The organism is Pseudomonas sp. NyZ201 (assembly GCF_049860765.1).
GTDB lineage: Bacteria > Pseudomonadota > Gammaproteobacteria > Pseudomonadales > Pseudomonadaceae > Aquipseudomonas > Aquipseudomonas bharatica.
The window spans coordinates 254,001-272,778 of the sequence record NZ_CP187557.1; the positions used below are offsets into that span (position 1 = coordinate 254,001).

The following is an 18,778-nucleotide window of genomic DNA, read 5'->3' on the forward strand; positions in this document are numbered from 1 at the left end:
TGTGTGCCGTTCCGTCCTTGTTTCACTTTCTACAGGCTCAGGTCATGCCCGAATACGTCAACTGGCTGCGTCACGCTTCTCCCTACATCAATGCCCACCGGGACTGCACCTTCGTGGTCATGCTCCCGGGAGACGGGGTCGAACACCCCAACTTCGGCAATATCGTCCACGATCTGGTGCTGCTGCACAGCCTCGGGGTTCGCCTCGTGCTGGTGCATGGCTCCCGCCCGCAAATCGAAAGCCGCCTGGCCGCTCGCGGCTTGAGCGCGCACTACCACCACGGCCTGCGCATCACCGATGCCGCCACGCTGGAATGCGTGATCGATGCGGTCGGGCAGTTGCGTATCGCCATCGAGGCTCGCCTGTCGATGGACATGGCCGCTTCGCCAATGCAGGGCGCGCGCCTGCGCGTTGCCTCGGGCAACCTGGTGACGGCGCGGCCTATCGGCGTGGTCGAGGGTGTCGACTATCACCATACGGGCGAAGTACGCCGGGTCGACCGCAAGGGCATCGGCCGGCTGCTGGACGAGCGCTCCATTGTCCTGCTGTCGCCGCTGGGCTATTCGCCGACCGGCGAGATCTTCAACCTCGCTTGCGAAGACGTCGCTACCCGGGCGGCCATCGAGCTGGGTGCCGACAAACTGCTGCTGTTCGGCGCCGAGCCGGGGCTGCTGGATGCTTCCGGCAAGCTGGTGAAGGAGATCCGTCCGCAACAGGTGGCGCCGCACCTTGAGCGTCTTGGCAACGATTACCAGGCCGAGCTGCTGGACGCGGCGGCCGAGGCCTGCCGGGGCGGGGTGGCACGCAGTCATATCGTCAGCTACGTGGAGAACGGCGCGCTGCTCAACGAGCTGTTCACCCGTGGCGGTGGCGGTACGCTGGTCGCCCAGGAGCAGTTCGAGGTGGTGCGCGAAGCGGCGATCGAGGATGTCGGTGGCCTGCTGGAGCTGATCAGCCCGCTGGAAGAGCAGGGCATTCTGGTGCGACGCTCGCGCGAGGTGCTGGAACGCGAGATCGAGCAGTTCAGCGTGGTGGAGCGCGAAAGCAACATCATTGCCTGTGCGGCGCTGTACCCGATCGCCGATTCCGATGCGGGCGAGCTGGCATGCCTGGCGGTCAATCCGGAGTATCGCCATGGCGGGCGCGGCGATGACCTGCTGGAGCGGATCGAGGAACGGGCGCGGGCGCTGGGGTTGAAGACGCTGTTCGTCCTGACGACCCGGACGGCGCACTGGTTCAGGGAGCGCGGATTCGTGCCGAGCGGGGTCGAAAGGCTGCCGGCGGCGCGGGCTTCGCTGTACAACTACCAGCGGAATTCGAAGATCTTCGAAAAAGCCCTCTAGAAAAGCACCGCGGCCTCTGTGGGAGCGGCGGTTCGGCGCTCCGATTTACCCGCGATTGCTATGGTGAATTCACTACAGTAATCGCGGGTGAACCCGCTCCCACAGGGGCCGCGGTGTTCTTGATTACACGGTATGCAGATACCAGTTGTACTCAAGGTCCGAGATCGAGTGCTCGAACTCCTCCAGTTCACTCTCCTTGCACGCGACGAAGATGTCGATGTACTTCGGATCGATGTACTTGTTGAGGATCTCGCTGTCGTCCAGCTCGCGCAGGGCGTCGCGCAGGTTGTTCGGCAGGCTTTGCTCCACCTGTTCGTAGGCGTTGCCTTCCACCGGGCTGCTTGGCTCGACCTGGTTGGTCAGGCCGTGATGCACGCCCGCCAGCACGGCGGCCATCAGCAGGTACGGGTTGGCGTCGGCGCCGGCCACGCGGTGCTCGATGCGTACCGCATCGGCGGTGCCGGTCGGCACGCGCAGGGCCACGGTGCGGTTGTCCAGGCCCCAGCTTGGCGCATTCGGCACATAGAACTGCGCACCGAAACGGCGGTACGAGTTGACGTTCGGGCAGAGGAACGCCATCGACGCGGGCAGGGTCTCGAGCACACCGCCGATCGCGTGACGCAGCGCGGCGTTCTGCTCGGGATCCTCGCTGGTAAAGATGTTCTTGCCATCCTTGTCCAGCACCGAGATATGGACATGCAGACCATTACCCGCCTGGCCTGGATACGGCTTGGCCATGAAGGTGGTGTCCATTTCATGGTCGTAGGCGATGTTCTTGATCAGGCGCTTGAGCAGCACCGCGTAGTCACAGGCCCGCAGCGGGTCGGCGACATGGTGCAGGTTGACCTCGAACTGCGCCGGGGCGCTTTCCTTGACGATGGCGTCGGCGGGAATGCCTTGTTCCTTCGCACCTTCGAGGATGTCCTGGAGGCAGTCGACGTATTCGTCGAGGTCGTCGATCAGGTAGACCTGGGTCGATTGCGGGCGTTTGCCGGAGATCGGCGAGCGCGGCGGCTGCGGGCGCCCGTTCACGTTCTCCTGGTCGATCAGGTAGAACTCCAGCTCGAACGCGGCGCAGATGGTCAGGCCCAGTTCGTCGAACTTGCTCACCACCTGGCGCAGGACTTCCCGCGGGTCGGCGAAGAAGGGCTCGCCTTCGAGTTCGTGCATGGTCATGAGCAGTTGCGCGGTCGGGCGCTTCTGCCAGGGTTCGTTGGACAGGGTGCCCGGGATTGGATAGCAGATCCGGTCGGCGTCGCCGATGTCCAGGCCGAGGCCGGTGCTCTCGACCGTGGAGCCGTTGATATCCAATGCGAAGAGGGAGGCCGGCAGGTTGATGCCTTTCTCGTAAACCTTGTGGAGGCTGGTGCGCTCGATGCGCTTGCCACGCACCACACCATTCATATCTGCAATCAGAAGGTCAACGTAGAGAACCTCAGGATGTTCCTTAAGGAACGCGTTCGCTTCGTTAAGCTGAACGGCACGCGGGGGTACCGACATGATGCAACACCTTTGTTGTTAAAAATATCAATCAATCTGGGCTTGCGACCCCAGTCAATCGGAAAGCCGAAGTGAAGTCAAGCAAGGCCCATGATGCCCTAAAAGGGCGCCATTGCGGCATTTTTGCTGCAATTGAGGGCAGCGACAAGGCCTGCTTTCGTCGCCCGAGCGTTCAAACAACAGAGCCGTATTTTATTTTTTACGGGGGTGTTGTGTAAAAAAATGAACAAGGCTAAGCTCGGTCGCAACCCATAACATCAATAATACCGGGGGTTACATGTTACGCCTGTCGATCATAGGCGACAGCGGCTGTCCAGCGTGGGCAGGCCTGTACGCCATTTCCGCAAGCAGCGAGCGCGCCATGCGAGCAGCGCCGGTGCCGGCCAAAATAGTTGACGGCCAAGGCGTCGCATTCCCCAAAGATTCACCCTCTCGTACTGCCATTCATGACTATAGTCGGCTCCCCCGCATCCCGATGGATGCCGGAGACGCATTCTCCCTGCGCACCTTTTGCTTTGGGCCCGCGGGGCATCCAGAATGCTGGAAACGGCCTGCCAAGGGCGTTCCGACCATAGTCCAGGCATTTACCTCCCGAGGTATGTATGAGTAGCAGCAATCTCGACCAGCTCACCGATTGGCTGAAAGAGCACAAGATCACCGAAGTTGAATGTCTGATCAGTGACCTGACCGGCATCACCCGCGGCAAGATCTCGCCGACCAACAAGTTCATCGCGGAAAAGGGCATGCGCCTGCCCGAGAGCGTTTTGCTGCAGACCGTGACCGGTGACTACGTCGACGACGATATCTATTACCAGTTGCTCGACCCGGCCGATATCGACATGGTCTGCCGCCCCGACGAGAACGCGGTATTCCTCGTGCCGTGGGCCATCGAGCCGACCGCCCAGGTCATCCACGACACCTACGACAAGAAGGGCAATCCGGTCGAGCTGTCGCCGCGCAACGTGCTGAAGAAGGTGCTGAAACTCTACGCTGACAAGGGCTGGCAGCCGATCGTGGCGCCGGAGATGGAGTTCTACCTGACCAAGCGCTGCGAAGACCCGGATTTCCCGCTGCAGCCGCCGATCGGTCGTTCCGGCCGCCCGGAAACCGGTCGCCAGTCCTTCTCCATCGAAGCCGCCAACGAATTCGACCCGCTGTTCGAAGACGTCTACGACTGGTGCGAGCTGCAAAACCTCGACCTCGACACCCTGATCCACGAGGACGGCACCGCCCAGATGGAGATCAACTTCCGTCACGGCAACGCCCTGTCCCTGGCCGACCAGATCCTGGTGTTCAAGCGCACCATGCGCGAGGCCGCGCTCAAGCACAACGTCGCCGCCACCTTCATGGCCAAGCCCATGACCGGCGAGCCGGGCAGTGCCATGCACCTGCACCAGAGCATCATCGACGTGAACACCGGGAAGAACATCTTCTCCAACGAAGACGGCAGCATGAGCGAGCTGTTCCTTTATCACATCGGTGGCCTGCAGAAGTTCATCCCCGAAGTGCTGCCGCTGTTCGCGCCCAACGTCAACTCGTTCCGCCGTTTCCTGCCCGACACCTCGGCGCCGGTCAACGTCGAATGGGGCGAGGAAAACCGTACCGTCGGCCTGCGCGTACCGGACGCCGGCCCGCAGAACCGCCGCGTGGAAAACCGTCTGCCGGGCGCCGACGCCAACCCGTACCTGGCCATCGCGGCCAGCCTGCTGTGTGGCTATATCGGCATGGTCGAAGGCGTCAACGCCAGCGCGCCGGTCCAGGGACGTGGCTACGAGCGGCGCAACCTGCGTTTGCCGCTGACCATCGAGGACGCCCTGGAGCGCATGGAAAACTGCCGGGCGCTGGAAGCCTACCTAGGCAAGAAATTCATCGCCGGCTACGTCGCGACCAAACGCGCCGAGCATGAAAACTACAAGCGCGTGATCAGCTCCTGGGAACGCGAGTTCCTGCTGTTCGCGGTCTGATAAACCCCGGGGCCGCAGGAGCGCGGCCGCCAGAAATCGGAGAAGCACATGAGCGTCAAGAACCCGCAAACCCGAGAGTGGCAGGACCTGAGCCGTGATCATCACCTGGCACCCTTCAGTGACTATAAACAGTTGCAGGAAAAGGGCCCGCGGATCATCACCAAGGCCCAGGGCGTGCACCTGTGGGACAGCGAGGGCCACAAGATCCTCGATGGCATGGCCGGATTGTGGTGCGTGGCGGTCGGCTACGGACGCGAGGAACTGGCCGAAGCGGCCAGCAAGCAGATGCGCGAGCTGCCGTACTACAACCTGTTCTTCCAGACCGCTCACCCGCCGGCCCTGGAACTGGCCAAGGCCATTTCCGAAGTGGCCCCGGCCGGCATGAGCCATGTGTTCTTCACCGGTTCCGGCTCCGAAGGCAACGACACCGTACTGCGCATGGTCCGCCACTATTGGGCGCTCAAGGGCAAGCCGCAGAAGAAGGTGATCATCGGCCGTATCAATGGCTACCACGGCTCTACCGTGGCCGGTGCCAGCCTTGGTGGCATGTCCGGCATGCACGAGCAGGGCGACCTGCCGATCCCGGGCATCGTGCATATCCCGCAGCCGTACTGGTTCGGCGAGGGCGGTGACAAGTCGCCGGAAGAATTCGGTATCTGGGCTGCCGAGCAACTGGAGCAGAAGATTCTCGAACTGGGGGTCGACAATGTCGCGGCCTTCATCGCCGAGCCGATCCAGGGCGCTGGCGGCGTGATCATTCCGCCGGACAGCTACTGGCCGAAGATCAAGGAAATCCTCGCCCGCTACGACATCCTGTTCGTCGCCGACGAAGTGATCTGCGGCTTCGGTCGTACCGGCGAGTGGTTCGGCTCCGACTACTACGGCCTCAAGCCCGACCTGATGACTATCGCCAAGGGCCTGACCTCCGGCTACATCCCCATGGGCGGCGTGATCGTCCGTGACGAAGTGGCGAAGGTGGTCAGCCAGGGCGGCGATTTCAACCACGGCTTCACGTATTCCGGCCACCCGGTAGCGGCGGCGGTGGGCCTGGAAAACCTGCGGATCCTGCGCGAAGAGAAGATCGTAGAGCGGGTTCGCGAGGAAACGGCACCCTATTTGCAGAAGCGTCTGCGCGAGCTGAACGACCACCCGCTGGTGGGCGAAGTGCGCGGCCTGGGCATGCTCGGTGCGATCGAGCTGGTCAAGGACAAGGCAACCCGCAGCCGCTACGAAGGCAAGGCCGTCGGCATGATCTGCCGGCAGTTCTGCTTCGACAACGGCCTGATCATGCGCGCCGTGGGCGACACCATGATCATCGCGCCGCCGCTGGTGATCAGCCGTGACGAGATCGATGAACTGATTGAAAAAGCTCGTAAATGCCTGGACCTGACCCTGGAAGCACTGATCTAACGAGGTGCTAGGCTGGCATGGTGGCTTTGCGGCATGCCAAGGCGTTGTAAGGACGCCTTGGATCTTGCCAGACTAGCGCCTGTTTCCAGTCGCTCCCCTGGCGCCGACAGGGCAGGCCGCGGAACAGATGGCTTTATAAAAATTCTGGAGCATTAACGCATGAAGAAAATGGGCAAGACGCTGTTGGCCGTATCCCTCGGGATGCTGGTCGGTACCGCTCACGCGGATGACAAGGTCCTCCACGTCTACAACTGGTCCGACTACATCGCCCCGGATACCGTGGCCAAGTTCGAACAGCAGACTGGCATCAAGGTCGTCTACGACGTCTTCGACAGCAACGAAACCCTCGAAGCCAAGCTGCTGGCCGGCAAATCCGGCTACGACATCGTGGTCCCGTCGAACAATTTCCTGGCCAAGCAGATCAAGGCCGGTGTTTACCAGGAGCTGGACAAGTCCAAGCTGCCCAACTGGAAGAACCTCGACGAAGACCTGCTCAAGGCCGTCGGCGACGCCAGCGACCCGGGCAACAAATACGCCTTCCCGTACATGTGGGGCAGCATCGGCATCGGCTACAACCCGGAGAAGGTCAAGGCCGCGCTGGGCATCGACAAGATCGATTCGTGGGACGTGGTGTTCAAGCCCGAGAATATCGCCAAGCTCAAGAGCTGCGGCGTGAGCTTCCTCGATGCCCCGACCGAGATGATCCCGGCCGCGCTGCACTACCTGGGCAAGCCGACCGCAAGCAAGGACAAGGCTGATCTGCAGGCCGCCGAGAAGCTGTTCCTGAGCATTCGTCCTTCGGTCACCTACTTCCACTCCTCCAAGTACATCTCGGACCTGGCCAACGGCAACATCTGCGTGGCCGTGGGCTACTCGGGTGACCTGGAGCAGTCCAAGGCCCGCGCCCACGAGGCCGGCGACAAGGTCAAGCTGGACTACGTGATTCCGAAGGAAGGCGCCGGTACCTTCTATGACATGGTCGCCATTCCGAAGGATGCCGAGAACGTCGAAGCCGCCTACAAGTGGATGAATTTCCTGCAACAGCCGGAAATCATGGCCGAGATCACCAACGCCGTGCGTTTCCCGAACGGCAACAAGGCGGCGACCCCGCTGGTGGACAAGGAGATCACCAGCGATCCGAGCATCTACCCGTCGGATGAGGTGAAGAAGCAGCTGTACGCCATCAGCGACCAGGATCCGGCGACCCTGCGCCTGATCACCCGCAGCTGGACCAAGATCAAGTCGGGCAAGTAAGCCGACCTGAGCCAGGGACGCGGTGCAAGCCGCGTCCTTGAGCGGGTAACACAATTTTTTTTGCTGGATGGGTGTATCGCAGGTAAGTTGCGCGCCGGTTCGGTGATCCGGCAGTCAGGACTGCCGTTCGCCACACGGGCACTAAATGTAGAGGACCTCCCACTTGTCTATTTCCATGTTTCGCAAGGCCTTCATGGCTGGAGCGGGTCTGACGCTGGCTTGCAGCGTCCAAGCGGCGCCCACGGTGCATATCTACAACTGGTCGGACTACATCGGCCAGACCACCCTCGCGGACTTCGAAGCGAAAACCGGCATCAAGCCGAAGTACGACGTTTTCGATTCCAACGAAACCCTGGAAGGCAAGCTGCTGGCCGGTCGCACCGGCTATGACGTGGTGGTGCCGTCCAACCATTTCCTCGGCAAGCAGATCAAGGCGGGCGCATTCCAGAAGCTCGACCGTGCCCAACTGCCGAACTGGAACAACCTCGACCCGGCCCTGCTCAAGCGCCTCGAGCGTAACGACCCGGGCAACCAGTACGCGGTGCCGTACCTCTGGGGTACCAATGGCATCGGCTACAACGTCGAGAAGGTCAAGGCGGTGCTCGGCACCGACAAGATCGATTCCTGGGCCACGCTGTTCGAGCCCGAGAACATCAAGAAGCTCTCCGCCTGCGGCGTCGCCTTCCTCGACTCGGCGGACGAGATGCTCCCGGCGATGCTCAACTACCTGGGCCTCGACCCCAACAGCCAGGACCCCAAGGACTACAAAAAGGCCGAGGACAAGCTCCTCGCCATTCGCCCCTACGTGACCTACTTCCACTCCTCCAAGTACATCTCCGACCTGGCCAATGGCGATATCTGCGTGGCCGCCGGCTTCTCCGGCGATGTCTTCCAGGCCAAGGCCCGCGCCGAAGAGGCCGGCAAGGGCGTGGACGTGGCTTATGTGATTCCCAAGGAAGGCGGCAACCTCTGGTTCGACATGCTGGCCATCCCCAAGGATGCCGGCAACGTCAAGGAGGCCCATGCCTTCATCAACTATCTGCTTGAACCCGGGGTTATCGCCCAGGTCAGCGATTACGTTGGTTACGCCAACCCGAACCCCAGGGCTGGCGAGCTGATGGACCAGGATGTCCGCAAGGATCCGGCGGTTTACCCACCGCAGGAAGTGATCGACAAGCTGTACGTCAATTCCGAATTGCCGCCCAAAGTGCAGCGTTTGATGACCCGCATCTGGACCAAGGTCAAGTCGGGCAAATAATAAATCCGGACCCGCCACGGCAGGGGCGGGTGCAGAACATTCTGTTGGGAGTTTCACACATGGCAGTTGCCTCCGGCGCCTACAAGAAAGCCCTCGAAGGCGACCAGCAACCCAAGCAGGTGCTGGTCAAGATCGATCGGGTCACGAAGAAGTTCGACGAAACCGTCGCGGTGGACGATGTCTCCCTCGAAATCAGGAAAGGCGAGATCTTCGCCCTGCTCGGCGGCTCCGGCTCGGGTAAATCGACCCTGCTGCGCATGCTGGCCGGTTTCGAGCGTCCGACCGAAGGGCGGATTTTCCTCGATGGCGTCGATATCACCGACATGCCGCCCTACGAGCGGCCGATCAACATGATGTTCCAGTCCTACGCGCTGTTCCCGCACATGACCGTGGCGCAGAACATCGCCTTCGGCCTGCAGCAGGACAAGATGCCCAAGGCCGAGATCGAGGCCCGGGTGGCCGAGATGCTCAAGCTGGTGCACATGACCCAGTACGCCAAGCGCAAGCCGCACCAGCTTTCCGGCGGCCAGCGCCAGCGCGTGGCCCTGGCCCGCTCCCTGGCCAAGCGGCCGAAGCTGCTGCTGCTCGACGAGCCCATGGGCGCACTGGACAAGAAACTGCGCTCGCAGATGCAGCTTGAGCTGGTCGAGATCATCGAGCGGGTCGGCGTGACCTGCGTAATGGTGACCCACGACCAGGAAGAGGCCATGACCATGGCCCAGCGCATCGCCATCATGCACCTGGGCTGGATCGCCCAGATCGGCAGCCCGATCGACGTCTATGAGACCCCGACCAGCCGCCTGGTCTGCGAATTCATCGGCAACGTCAACCTGTTCGAGGGTGAAGTGGTCGACGACGCCGAAGGCCACGCGCTGATCGCCAGCCCCGAGCTGGAGCGTCCGATCTACGTCGGCCACGGCATCACCACCTCGGTGGAAGACAAGCACATCACCTACGCGCTGCGTCCGGAGAAACTGCTGGTCACCGCGCAGCAGCCGACCTGCGAATACAACTGGTCGCGGGGCAAGGTCCACGACATCGCCTACCTGGGCGGCCACTCGGTGTTCTACGTCGAACTGCCGAGCGGCAAGATCGTCCAGTCGTTCGTCGCCAACGCCGAACGCCAGGGCTCGCGTCCGACCTGGGGCGACGAAGTCTACGTCTGGTGGGAAGACGACAGCGGCGTGGTACTGCGTTCATGAACATGCGCAAGCTCAAGCGAGCACTCAACCGCGTAACGCCCGAGGGACGCCACGTCGTCATCGGGATCCCGTTCCTCTGGCTGTTCCTGTTCTTCATGCTGCCGTTCTTCATCGTCCTGAAGATCAGCTTCGCCGAGGCGGACGTAGCGATCCCGCCGTACACGGAGATCTACAGCTACGTCGAGGACAAGATCCAGGTGGTGCTCAACCTGGCCAACTATGGCCTGTTGACCCAGGACGAGCTGTATATCTCGGCCTACCTGGGCTCGTTGAAGATGGCCTTCTTCAGCACCATCCTCTGCCTGTTGATCGGCTACCCGATGGCCTACGCCATCGCCAACGCGCGCAAGGACATCCAGACCGTCCTGCTGTTGTTGATCATGATGCCGACCTGGACCGCGATCCTGATCCGCGTCTATGCCTGGATGGGCATCCTCAGCAACAACGGCCTGCTCAATGCCTTCCTGATGTGGCTGGGGCTGATCGACCAGCCGCTGCAGATCCTCAACACCAACCTGGCGGTGTATATCGGCGTGGTCTATTCGTACCTGCCGTTCATGATCCTGCCGCTGTTCGCCAACCTGGTGAAACACGACCAGAGCCTGCTGGAAGCCGCATCCGACCTGGGTTCGAGCCGTTTCAACAGCTTCTGGAAGATCACCGTGCCGCTGTCGAAGAACGGCATCATCGCCGGCTGCATGCTGGTGTTCATCCCGGTGGTGGGCGAGTTCGTCATTCCTGAGCTGCTGGGCGGCCCGGAAACCCTGATGATCGGCAAGGTGCTGTGGCAGGAATTCTTCAACAACCGTGACTGGCCGGTGGCTTCGGCCCTGGCGGTAGTGATGCTGGCGATCCTGATCGTGCCGATCCTGCTGTTCAACCGCAGCCAGGCGAAAGAGATGGAGGGCCGGGCATGAAGCGCGTCGGATTTTCCAATGTAATGCTGGTCCTCGGCCTGCTGTTCATCTACCTGCCGATGCTGATCCTGGTGATCTACTCGTTCAACGCCTCCAAGCTGGTGACGGTTTGGGGCGGCTGGTCGGTGAAGTGGTATGTCGGCCTGCTCGACAACACCCAACTGATGGGTTCGGTGATGCGCTCGCTGGAAATCGCCTGCTACACGGCGGTCGCCGCAGTGGCGCTGGGTACCCTGGCCGCGTTCGTGCTGACCCGGGTCACCCGGTTCAAGGGCCGTACCCTGTTCGGCGGCCTGGTCACCGCGCCGCTGGTCATGCCCGAGGTCATTACCGGTCTGTCGCTGTTGCTGCTGTTCGTGGCCATGGCACAGATGATCGGCTGGCCGCAGGAGCGGGGCATCGTCACCATCTGGATCGCCCACACGACGTTCTGCGCAGCGTACGTAGCCGTGGTGGTGTCGGCTCGCCTGCGCGAGCTGGACCTGTCCATCGAAGAAGCGGCCATGGACCTCGGTGCACGGCCATGGAAGGTGTTCTTCCTGATCACCATCCCGATGATCGCGCCGTCGCTGGCGGCGGGCGGCATGATGTCCTTCGCCCTGTCGCTGGATGACCTGGTACTGGCCAGCTTCGTATCCGGCCCGGGCTCCACCACCCTGCCGATGGAAGTGTTCTCGGCCGTGCGCCTGGGCGTGAAGCCGGAAATCAACGCCGTGGCCAGCCTGATCCTGCTGGCGGTATCGCTGGCGACCTTCCTGGTCTGGTACTTCAGCCGCCGTGCCGAAGAGCGCCGCAAACGCGCGATCCAGCAGGCGATCGAGGAAGCCGCGGCGGATGGCTGGAAGCAGCCTGAAGTACGGCGTCCGGTTCAGGCCTGATCTGAGGCCCCATCGCCGGCAACGCCGGCTCCCACAGGGTGGACTGCCCCCAAGAAGTTGGAGACTAATCCAACCCTTGGGGGAGTTATGAGTAAGTACACCGAGCAGTTCAAGCTCACAGCCATCACTGCCTACCTGGAGGGCACCGATGGTTTCCGAAAGGTAGCCCAGCATTTCGGTATCGATTTCAGCCTGCTGAGGCGCTGGGTGGCGAGCTATAAAGCCCGTTCCACTATCAGTCCCATACCTCACGGTCAGCGCTACGACATCGATTTCAAGCGCAGGGTCGTGCAGTACATGCGCGAGCATCGGCTTTCCCTGCGTCAAACGGCAGCTCACTTCGGCTTGGGACAGTCCTCCCGGGTAGGCATTTGGGAGCACCAGTACTACAGTGGCAACCTTGCCACCTCTACTGCCACTCAACGAAAAAAGTCTGCCGACGTGTCCAAGAAGATCAAGCCACTCAAACCCACTGACACTGACGACGCGCTGAAGCCGCGAGATCAGCTCATGGCAGAACTCGAGTATCTGCGCATGGAGAACGCTGTCCTAAAGGAGCTGAAGGCTTTGAGAGAGGAGAAGGAACGAAGGCAAGAGAAAAAACGCTGATCGTCTCCAGACTCCGAACCCGATTCCCGCTGTCAGCGTTGTTGGCCCTGGTCGAGTTGTCGAACAGCACCTTCTACTACCAGCTCAAAAGCCTTCAAAAGCCGGATAAACACGCCGATCTGAAAGAGCTGGTGGGTCAGGTCTATCACAAGGAAAAAGGGCTCTATGGGTATCGGCGCGTGACGCTTGCGATCAAGAATCAAGGCATCCTGGTGAACAAGAAGGTTGTGGAGCGGCTGATGGCCGACCAAGGTTTGCGGGCGGTCGTGCGGCCTAAAAAGTATCGGTCCTATCGAGGAGAAATAGGCAGGATTGCCGAGAATCTGCTGGAGCGAAACTTCATTGCCCAGCGGCCCAATCAGAAGTGGGTAACTGACGTAACCGAGTTTAAAGTGGCTCAGCAAAAGCTCTATCTCTCACCAGTGATGGACTTGTACAACAGTGAGATCGTGGCCTACGAGATCGCTCGCCGCCCAAGCTATGAGCTGGTGGGGAACATGCTGGAAAAAGCCCTGAGTAGCTTGGGAAAGGAGCCGAAGCTGGTCATCCACTCTGATCAGGGATGGCATTATCAGCAGCGCCAATACCGCGAAAAACTTGAGCAGCGTGGGGTAAAGCAGAGCATGTCGCGCAAAGGAAATTGCCTGGATAACGCCGCTATGGAAAGCTTCTTCGGCACGCTCAAGTCTGAGTTTTTCTATTTGAAGCGGTTTGAGAGCATCGAAGAGCTGACCACCGGTCTGGACGAGTACATCCGCTACTACAACCATGACCGCATCAAGCTGAGGTTAAACGGCCTAAGCCCTGTCGATTACAGGGCTCAAGCTGCTAGCTAAAACTGTCCAACTTTTCGGGGGCAGTCCAGGGATTGCGTGCACCGCGGACCTTGTGGGAGCCGGCGTTGCCGGCGATTTGGCCCTCAAAAACCTCCGCAAGACTACTTGCCAGGCACCAACCTCAACGTCCCCTCGGTCTCCCCGGCCAACCCCAGCCAGGCCCTCTGGTACCGCCCTTCGATATAGGGCCTGGCCTGATCCCCATAATGCCGATCGAACAACACCCCGCTCTGCCCGACCGGGTTGATGCTCAGCGCTGTCCCGGCATCGGCGAAGTCGATCAGGCGCCGCGTGGACGGTCCGTAGTTCACCGGCCATGGCGCCGGGCCAATCTTCGCCGACAGGTTGTTCGGCACCTCGTGGGTCCCCGGCGCCGCGAATGGCCCGACATTGAACAGCCTGTCCAAGGGTTTCTGCATGCCCAGCGGATGCCCGTGGGTCAGGGTATGCGCCTTGCCCCACTGCCAGCCCGCCGGATCCTTGCCAAGGGTTTCGCCCAGATGCGCCACGGTCCTGTCCCAGGCGTGCTTGACCACCGCCGTGCGGCTGCCGCGTTCGCTGCTGCCCTGGGTATCCCACCAAGGGGAATCGACATCCGCTGCCAGGCGCGGCAGGGCATCGTCGATCACCCGGGTCGAGATCAGCGCCTGGAACCAGGCATCGCCCAGTTCATCGTGCATCGCTGCGTAGGCCAGCTCGTAGAGGAACTGGTTGAACAGCGTGGCATTGACCGAATCCAGCGGATAGTCGCCGCGCCAGGCCGCCAGTTGCTCCACCAGTTCGCGGCCCCGGGCGTCCTGCACCACCTGGCGCAGCACCGGCAACAGCGGGCCAAGGGTACGCGGGCCGTAATCGGTGGTGGTGCCCAGTTGCAGTGCCTGGCTGTTCTGCAGGTCCCATTTCACCTGGTCGTTTGCGAGTTGCCGGTCGAGCTCGCGACCGCGGTCCGGCAGGTTGTAATAGCCGGGAATCGGCACGCCGGTGGGCGATAGCGGCTGGAAGTTGGCCGAGACGATATAACCGCTGGCCGGGTTCTCCGACTGTGGGTTGACGCTGAACGGGTAGAAGCCGGACTTGTCCGCCTCGCCGCTGCTGCCGTCGAGAATGAAAGCCGGGTTGACCCCGTCCGGCCGGATCGGCAAGGCCGCCGCCGCCCACCAGCCGATATCGCCACGGGCGTTGGCCCAGACGAAGTTCAGCCCCGGTGCCTGGACCTTCTGCACGGCGCTGCGCATGGCCTCCAGGGTGCTGGCGCGGTTGACCTCGTAGAAGCCATCGAGAATCGGATTCTCGCTTTCAAGGAAGGCCCACCACATGGCGACCGGTGTCGGCCCGGCGTCTTCGCCCAGTACCTTGTTGACGATCGGGCCATGGGGCGAGCGCAGCAGGGTGACGGTCTGCGTTGGCTCGCCCTTGACCTTGATCTGCTGCTCGCTGCGGACCAGGTCCTGCCACTGGCCGTGGACCATGACCCGTCCGGGATTGTCCGGATTGACCTTTTCGGCGATCAGATCGACATCGTCGTTCTGGAACATGGTCAGGCTCCAGCCGAACTCGCGGTTGTGCCCGAGGGAAGCGAAGGGGTTGAGCGCCTGGTGATAGCCGTACAGATGGAGGCCCGGTGCCGACAGCTCGGCCTCGTACCACACCGCCGGGACCGAAAAACGGATATGCGGATCGCCGGCCAGCAACGGTTTGCCACTGCGGGTACGGCTGCCGCTGACGGCCCAGGCATTGCTGCCTTCGAACTGCGGCAGGCCGGCCTCGCTGAAGGCCTGCTGGCTGAGCGTCGCCAGTCGGCCCAGGGTTTTCCAGTCGGCATCGACCAGGGCGGGCGGGTGTTGCAGCATGCCGTCGGGATGCCAATCGAGATCGAAGACCTTCAGGTATTCGCCGCCAAGATGGTCGCGCACGAACGTCAGCAGCGGTTCGGTACGGAACGCGGCGGCAAAGCTGTAGGCCATGAAGCCGGCGATGCTCAGGGTGTCCTGGGCGGTGAAGGGGCGCGGGGTGATGCCCAGCACGTCGAATTCGATCGGCTGCGGATGCGTGTCCTGCCAGGCGTTTACGCCTTCGAGGTAGGCTTGCAGGGCGTTCCAGGCGGGTGACTGCTTGTCCTGCCGATCGACCATCACCTGCGCCTGTTCGCCGATGCGCAGGCTGCGGAACAGGATGTCGGTGGCGACCATCTTCGGCCCCAGCACCTCGGCCAGCTCGCCCTTGGCCAGGCGCCGGGTGATCTCCATCTGGAACAGGCGGTCCTGGGCGTGCACGTAGCCCAGGGCGCGATACAGGTCGCTCTCGTTCTGCGCCTGGATATGCGGCACGCCGCGTTCGTCGTAGCGCACGCTGACCGGCGCCTGGAGCTTCGTCAGGGCGACTTCGCCGTCACGTTGCGGCTGCTTGCCTTGCACATACAGATAACCGGCGCCGGCTGCCGCAACGGCTATGGCAACGGCGAGAAGGGTAAGGCGGCGTTTCATCGAAGCTCCTTGGGGAATCTTTCAGCCAGCGAGTCGGTCATGATCGGACAGAGGATAGACTTTGCCAGCCGAGAGATCAGCCAGGAGTGAGGGCCAATGGACATCAGTGAAAAACACAAGATGCTGACCGGACAGCTGTATCGCGCGACGTGCCCGGAGCTGCAAGCCGAACAGATCGCCAACAAGCACTGGATGCAGCGCTACAACGACTCCGCCGACCTGCTCAACGAGCAGCGGCACGCCATGCTCGTGGAACACTTCGCCAGGGTCGGCCCCGGCGCGGTGATCCGCCCGCCGTTCTACTGCGACTACGGCTACAACATCGAGATCGGCGCCAATGTGTTCATCAACTTCAACTGCGTGATTCTCGATATCTGCAGCGTGAGCATCGGCGACGACTGCCAGATCGGGCCGGCGGTGCAGATCTACGGGGCGGACCACCCGCGCGATCCGGTGGTGCGGCGCAGCGGCCTGGAGAGCGGGAAGCCGGTGAAGATCGGCAGGAATGTCTGGATTGGCGGCGGGGCGATCATCCTGCCCGGAGTGACGGTGGGGAATGATGCGATCATCGGTGCAGGCAGCGTGGTAACCCGGGATGTGCCGGCGGGGGCGACGGTGATGGGTAACCCTGCCCGAGCGCAGTAGAAGGGTGGACGCGTACCCTGTGGGAGCTGGCTTGCCAGCGATTGCCATAGTGAATTCACCACCGCTATCGCTGGCAAGCCAGCTCCCACAGGGTCCGTGTTGTTACTCAGTCCACGGGCAGTAGCAGCCCACCGCCATTGTCTGTGTCACTGTTACCGGCCGGCCCTCGGTCAGCGCCTGCAGAATCGGTTCGATAAAGCTGTTGCTGGCATTGCAGGTCGCCCCTTCGCTGTACGGCCCGAAGTAGGCAAGGTTGCCTTCCTTGTCCCAAATCGCCACGGCCGGGCTGGCCGGCAGGTGCTCGGCGCCGGGCAGGCTGGCGATGGGCTTCAGTGCGCCCAGGTTGGCGGGAAGCTGGCCGTGGGTGCCTGGCTTTTGCACTACATGGAAGGCCACGCCCTGCGGGCCGTAGTGTTCGATCAGTTCGCCCAGGTGCTGCTGGTTGCCGACGTTGCATGGGCAGGCCGGGTCCCAGAAGTGCACCAGGCGGATCGGGCCGGGGCCGGCAAGTTCGGGCGGCAGGCGCAACTGGTCGCCGGCGAAGAGCGCGGTCTGGTTGTCGAAGGGGCGCAGGTAGCGGCTCTGGAAGTTGTCATAGGCCAGCCACAGCCCGACAGCGCAAAGGGCGAGGGTGAGGGCGGCGAGCAGTGTTTTCCCCGACATGGGCAATACCGGCAAATAAAAGGGGGCCAGCTTGCCATGCCTCCGCCGACAGATGAATATCGCAGGTCAATCCTTCAGTACCTTTCCGGAAGCCTTCCATGTCCGCCTTGTTCCAAGCCGATCCCCTGCGTACCAGCCTGCCACCCCTGGCGGTGCGTCAGCCGTTGTCGGTCGAGGGCCAGGCGTACCAGCGTTTCTATGGCCTGGACCGGGTGCCTTGCGCGGCGAGCTGGCTGGGGCGTTTCTCCTGTGCGGGCTTCGAGGTCGTCAGCCAGGTCTGGCTGCCCGCCGAGCCGGTGGCGACGCTGGTGTTGCTGCACGGCTTCTACGATCACATGGGCCTGTACCGCCACGTGATCGACTGGGCGCTGCAACAAGGCTTCGCGGTGATCTCCTGCGATCTGCCCGGGCATGGCCTGTCCAGCGGCGAACGCGCCAGCATCGATGATTTCGCGGTGTACCAGCAGGTTCTGGACGAAGTGTTCCGCCAGGCCGCCGGCCTGCAATTGCCGCAGCCCTGGCACCTTTGCGGGCAGAGCACCGGCGGCGCCATTGCGGTCGATCACCTGCTGCACCGCGGCGAAGGCAGCCCGGTCAGCGGCGAGGTGATCCTGCTGTCGCCGCTGGTGCGACCGCGTGCCTGGGGTTGGTCGAAGCTCAGCTACTTCATGCTCAAACCCTTCGTAAACGGCATCGCCCGGCGTTTCAGCGAGAACAGCAACGACCCGACCTTCCTCCCGTTCCTGCTCGCCGACCCTTTGCAGCCGCGTCGCCTGCCTACTGCCTGGGTGGGTGCATTGGTCCAGTGGATACGGCGGATCGAGACAGCACCCGGCAGCCCGCGCCAGCCGCTGATCGTGCAAGGGGAAGCGGACATGACCGTGGACTGGCGCTACAACCTCGAGGTGCTCAAGGCCAAGTTCGACGCGCCGAAGATATTGCTGCTGCCCGAGGCCCGGCATCACCTGGCCAATGAACTGCCGGACATTCGCCGGCGCTATTTCGCCTTCATCGAACAGCGCCTGGGCTGATCACCTCAGGTCCGAGCTGCTCTGGCCCACGGCGAGGCCGGCGCGGATCGCGGCCAGGGCGGCCTTGTAGTAGGCCTGGCCTTCGGCGGATTCGGCGAAGGTGGCGAACTCCTCCAGCTCGGCATCGGAAAGGTCGCGATAGACGTACAGCAGGGTGTTGTTCAGGTCTTCGCCGATCTGCTGCATCAGGCGCTGGCGCTGACCGTCCAGCATGCCTTGGGCCTGACCACCGCCGAACAGGCCGGGAATCATCTGGCTGAGGCTGTCGGCGGCGACGCCGGCGATCGCCAGGCTAACCTCGGCGCCGGCTTCCCGGGCGGGCAGGGCCTGGGCCAGGTGGCCGATGATGAGCAGGCGGTTGTCGCTGGCCTGCATCTTCGGCAGGCCCTTGGCGTTCTTCGCCAACTGGTCGCGGCGGGTGGCGAGCAGTTCGGCGGCCACCACCTTGCGCCCCAGTGGCGACTGGAAGAAGGTCAGGGCGGGGGACGGGTCCTTCAGGTTGGCACGCAGTTGGGCTGCGGCGCGGCGATCCACGGCCTTGGCTTCGAAACGCTGGTTGCTGTTGTCCACCAGCGCCTGGAACACCGCGGGCGGCAGGCTTTTCTGGTAGCGCTGCTGGGCGGCGGCGATGGCATCGGAGAAGTGGGCGCGCTGCTCGGGCCAGCCGGCGACCTTGTACAGCTGATCGAGGGAGTCTGCCCTGACAGGCGTGGTGCAGATGATCAACAGCAGAAAAAACAAACGGCGCATTCAGGACTCCTGTCGGCAGGCGGCTATTGTCCGTG

The 18,778-nt window shown here is 62.5% G+C and carries 15 protein-coding genes; 11 read left to right on the forward strand and 4 right to left on the reverse strand.

The window, feature by feature from the left end:
• Window positions 1-44 precede the first annotated feature (44 nt).
• The gene (gene argA / locus ACPFMA_RS01115) at window positions 45-1,343 is read left to right on the forward strand and encodes an amino-acid N-acetyltransferase (protein WP_064301123.1); all 1,299 of its coding nucleotides are present in this window, start codon (window positions 45-47) and stop codon (window positions 1,341-1,343) included.
• A 123-nt stretch (window positions 1,344-1,466) separates the two neighbouring features.
• Here the strand turns inward: argA and ACPFMA_RS01120 are convergent, their stop codons facing one another.
• A complete protein-coding gene (locus tag ACPFMA_RS01120) occupies window positions 1,467-2,843 on the reverse strand; it encodes a glutamine synthetase family protein (RefSeq protein ID WP_064301124.1) in 1,377 nt (458 codons plus the stop codon).
• Window positions 2,844-3,445: 602 nt separating this feature from the next.
• Between ACPFMA_RS01120 and ACPFMA_RS01125 the strand changes: the two genes are divergently transcribed.
• The 8 genes from ACPFMA_RS01125 to ACPFMA_RS01160 all read left to right on the forward strand — a co-directional run bounded on the left by ACPFMA_RS01125 (window position 3,446) and on the right by ACPFMA_RS01160 (window position 13,171).
• Window positions 3,446-4,807 (forward strand): glutamine synthetase family protein, encoded by a 1,362-nt coding sequence (locus ACPFMA_RS01125; protein ID WP_009395601.1) that lies wholly within the window; start codon window positions 3,446-3,448, stop codon window positions 4,805-4,807.
• A gap of 48 nt (window positions 4,808-4,855) precedes the next feature.
• Window positions 4,856-6,217: an aspartate aminotransferase family protein gene (locus ACPFMA_RS01130; RefSeq protein WP_009395600.1), complete on the forward strand. Its 1,362-nt coding sequence runs from the start codon at window positions 4,856-4,858 to the stop codon at window positions 6,215-6,217.
• A gap of 159 nt (window positions 6,218-6,376) precedes the next feature.
• Entirely contained in the window at window positions 6,377-7,471 is a 1,095-nt protein-coding gene (locus tag ACPFMA_RS01135; RefSeq protein ID WP_064301125.1) for a polyamine ABC transporter substrate-binding protein, read from the forward strand.
• A 163-nt stretch (window positions 7,472-7,634) separates the two neighbouring features.
• Window positions 7,635-8,729 carry a polyamine ABC transporter substrate-binding protein gene (locus ACPFMA_RS01140; protein ID WP_420057783.1) on the forward strand — a complete coding sequence of 365 codons (1,095 nt, stop codon included), beginning with the start codon at window positions 7,635-7,637 and terminating at the stop codon, window positions 8,727-8,729.
• 59 nt (window positions 8,730-8,788) lie between these two features.
• Complete coding sequence (gene potA / locus ACPFMA_RS01145; protein ID WP_009395595.1) at window positions 8,789-9,931, forward strand: polyamine ABC transporter ATP-binding protein; 1,143 nt, start codon at window positions 8,789-8,791, stop codon at window positions 9,929-9,931.
• Window positions 9,928-10,848, forward strand: a complete 921-nt coding sequence (locus tag ACPFMA_RS01150; RefSeq protein WP_009395593.1) for an ABC transporter permease subunit — start codon at window positions 9,928-9,930, stop codon at window positions 10,846-10,848. Before potA ends, ACPFMA_RS01150 begins: the two co-directional genes overlap by 4 nt.
• Complete coding sequence (locus tag ACPFMA_RS01155; RefSeq protein ID WP_425929530.1) at window positions 10,845-11,726, forward strand: ABC transporter permease subunit; 882 nt, start codon at window positions 10,845-10,847, stop codon at window positions 11,724-11,726. The genes ACPFMA_RS01150 and ACPFMA_RS01155 overlap by 4 nt, the downstream gene beginning before the upstream one ends.
• A gap of 87 nt (window positions 11,727-11,813) precedes the next feature.
• A protein-coding gene (locus ACPFMA_RS01160) for an IS3 family transposase (RefSeq protein WP_425928249.1) occupies window positions 11,814-13,171 on the forward strand; the annotation gives its coding sequence in 2 pieces (ribosomal slippage) (window positions 11,814-12,287 and window positions 12,290-13,171; 1,356 coding nt in all).
• A gap of 101 nt (window positions 13,172-13,272) precedes the next feature.
• Here the strand turns inward: ACPFMA_RS01160 and ACPFMA_RS01165 are convergent.
• On the reverse strand, window positions 13,273-15,654 hold the full coding sequence (locus tag ACPFMA_RS01165; protein WP_425929531.1) for a penicillin acylase family protein: 2,382 nt from the start codon (window positions 15,652-15,654) through the stop codon (window positions 13,273-13,275).
• 96 nt (window positions 15,655-15,750) lie between these two features.
• Between ACPFMA_RS01165 and ACPFMA_RS01170 the strand changes: the two genes are divergently transcribed.
• On the forward strand, window positions 15,751-16,299 hold the full coding sequence (locus tag ACPFMA_RS01170; protein ID WP_425929532.1) for a sugar O-acetyltransferase: 549 nt from the start codon (window positions 15,751-15,753) through the stop codon (window positions 16,297-16,299).
• Between the two features lie 102 nt (window positions 16,300-16,401).
• Here the strand turns inward: ACPFMA_RS01170 and ACPFMA_RS01175 are convergent, their stop codons facing one another.
• Complete coding sequence (locus ACPFMA_RS01175) at window positions 16,402-16,962, reverse strand: DUF6436 domain-containing protein (protein WP_425929533.1); 561 nt, start codon at window positions 16,960-16,962, stop codon at window positions 16,402-16,404.
• Window positions 16,963-17,060: 98 nt separating this feature from the next.
• On the opposite strand from ACPFMA_RS01175, the gene ACPFMA_RS01180 reads away from it, so the two are divergent.
• Window positions 17,061-17,993: an alpha/beta hydrolase gene (locus tag ACPFMA_RS01180; RefSeq protein ID WP_064301129.1), complete on the forward strand. Its 933-nt coding sequence runs from the start codon at window positions 17,061-17,063 to the stop codon at window positions 17,991-17,993.
• Here ACPFMA_RS01180 and ACPFMA_RS01185 read toward each other — a convergent pair whose 3' ends face one another.
• The gene (locus ACPFMA_RS01185; protein ID WP_064301130.1) at window positions 17,994-18,743 is read right to left on the reverse strand and encodes a DUF2059 domain-containing protein; all 750 of its coding nucleotides are present in this window, start codon (window positions 18,741-18,743) and stop codon (window positions 17,994-17,996) included.
• Window positions 18,744-18,778: the final 35 nt, after the last annotated feature.

Coding starts and splice junctions, on each gene's coding strand:
- argA (WP_064301123.1), top strand. CDS start 45: ATGCCCGAATACGTCAACTGGCTGCGTCACGCTTCTCCCTACATCAAT.
- ACPFMA_RS01120 (WP_064301124.1), bottom strand. CDS start 2,843: ATGTCGGTACCCCCGCGTGCCGTTCAGCTTAACGAAGCGAACGCGTTC.
- ACPFMA_RS01125 (WP_009395601.1), top strand. CDS start 3,446: ATGAGTAGCAGCAATCTCGACCAGCTCACCGATTGGCTGAAAGAGCAC.
- ACPFMA_RS01130 (WP_009395600.1), top strand. CDS start 4,856: ATGAGCGTCAAGAACCCGCAAACCCGAGAGTGGCAGGACCTGAGCCGT.
- ACPFMA_RS01135 (WP_064301125.1), top strand. CDS start 6,377: ATGAAGAAAATGGGCAAGACGCTGTTGGCCGTATCCCTCGGGATGCTG.
- potA (WP_009395595.1), top strand. CDS start 8,789: ATGGCAGTTGCCTCCGGCGCCTACAAGAAAGCCCTCGAAGGCGACCAG.
- ACPFMA_RS01150 (WP_009395593.1), top strand. CDS start 9,928: ATGAACATGCGCAAGCTCAAGCGAGCACTCAACCGCGTAACGCCCGAG.
- ACPFMA_RS01155 (WP_425929530.1), top strand. CDS start 10,845: ATGAAGCGCGTCGGATTTTCCAATGTAATGCTGGTCCTCGGCCTGCTG.
- ACPFMA_RS01165 (WP_425929531.1), bottom strand. CDS start 15,654: ATGAAACGCCGCCTTACCCTTCTCGCCGTTGCCATAGCCGTTGCGGCA.
- ACPFMA_RS01170 (WP_425929532.1), top strand. CDS start 15,751: ATGGACATCAGTGAAAAACACAAGATGCTGACCGGACAGCTGTATCGC.
- ACPFMA_RS01175 (WP_425929533.1), bottom strand. CDS start 16,962: ATGTCGGGGAAAACACTGCTCGCCGCCCTCACCCTCGCCCTTTGCGCT.
- ACPFMA_RS01180 (WP_064301129.1), top strand. CDS start 17,061: ATGTCCGCCTTGTTCCAAGCCGATCCCCTGCGTACCAGCCTGCCACCC.
- ACPFMA_RS01185 (WP_064301130.1), bottom strand. CDS start 18,743: ATGCGCCGTTTGTTTTTTCTGCTGTTGATCATCTGCACCACGCCTGTC.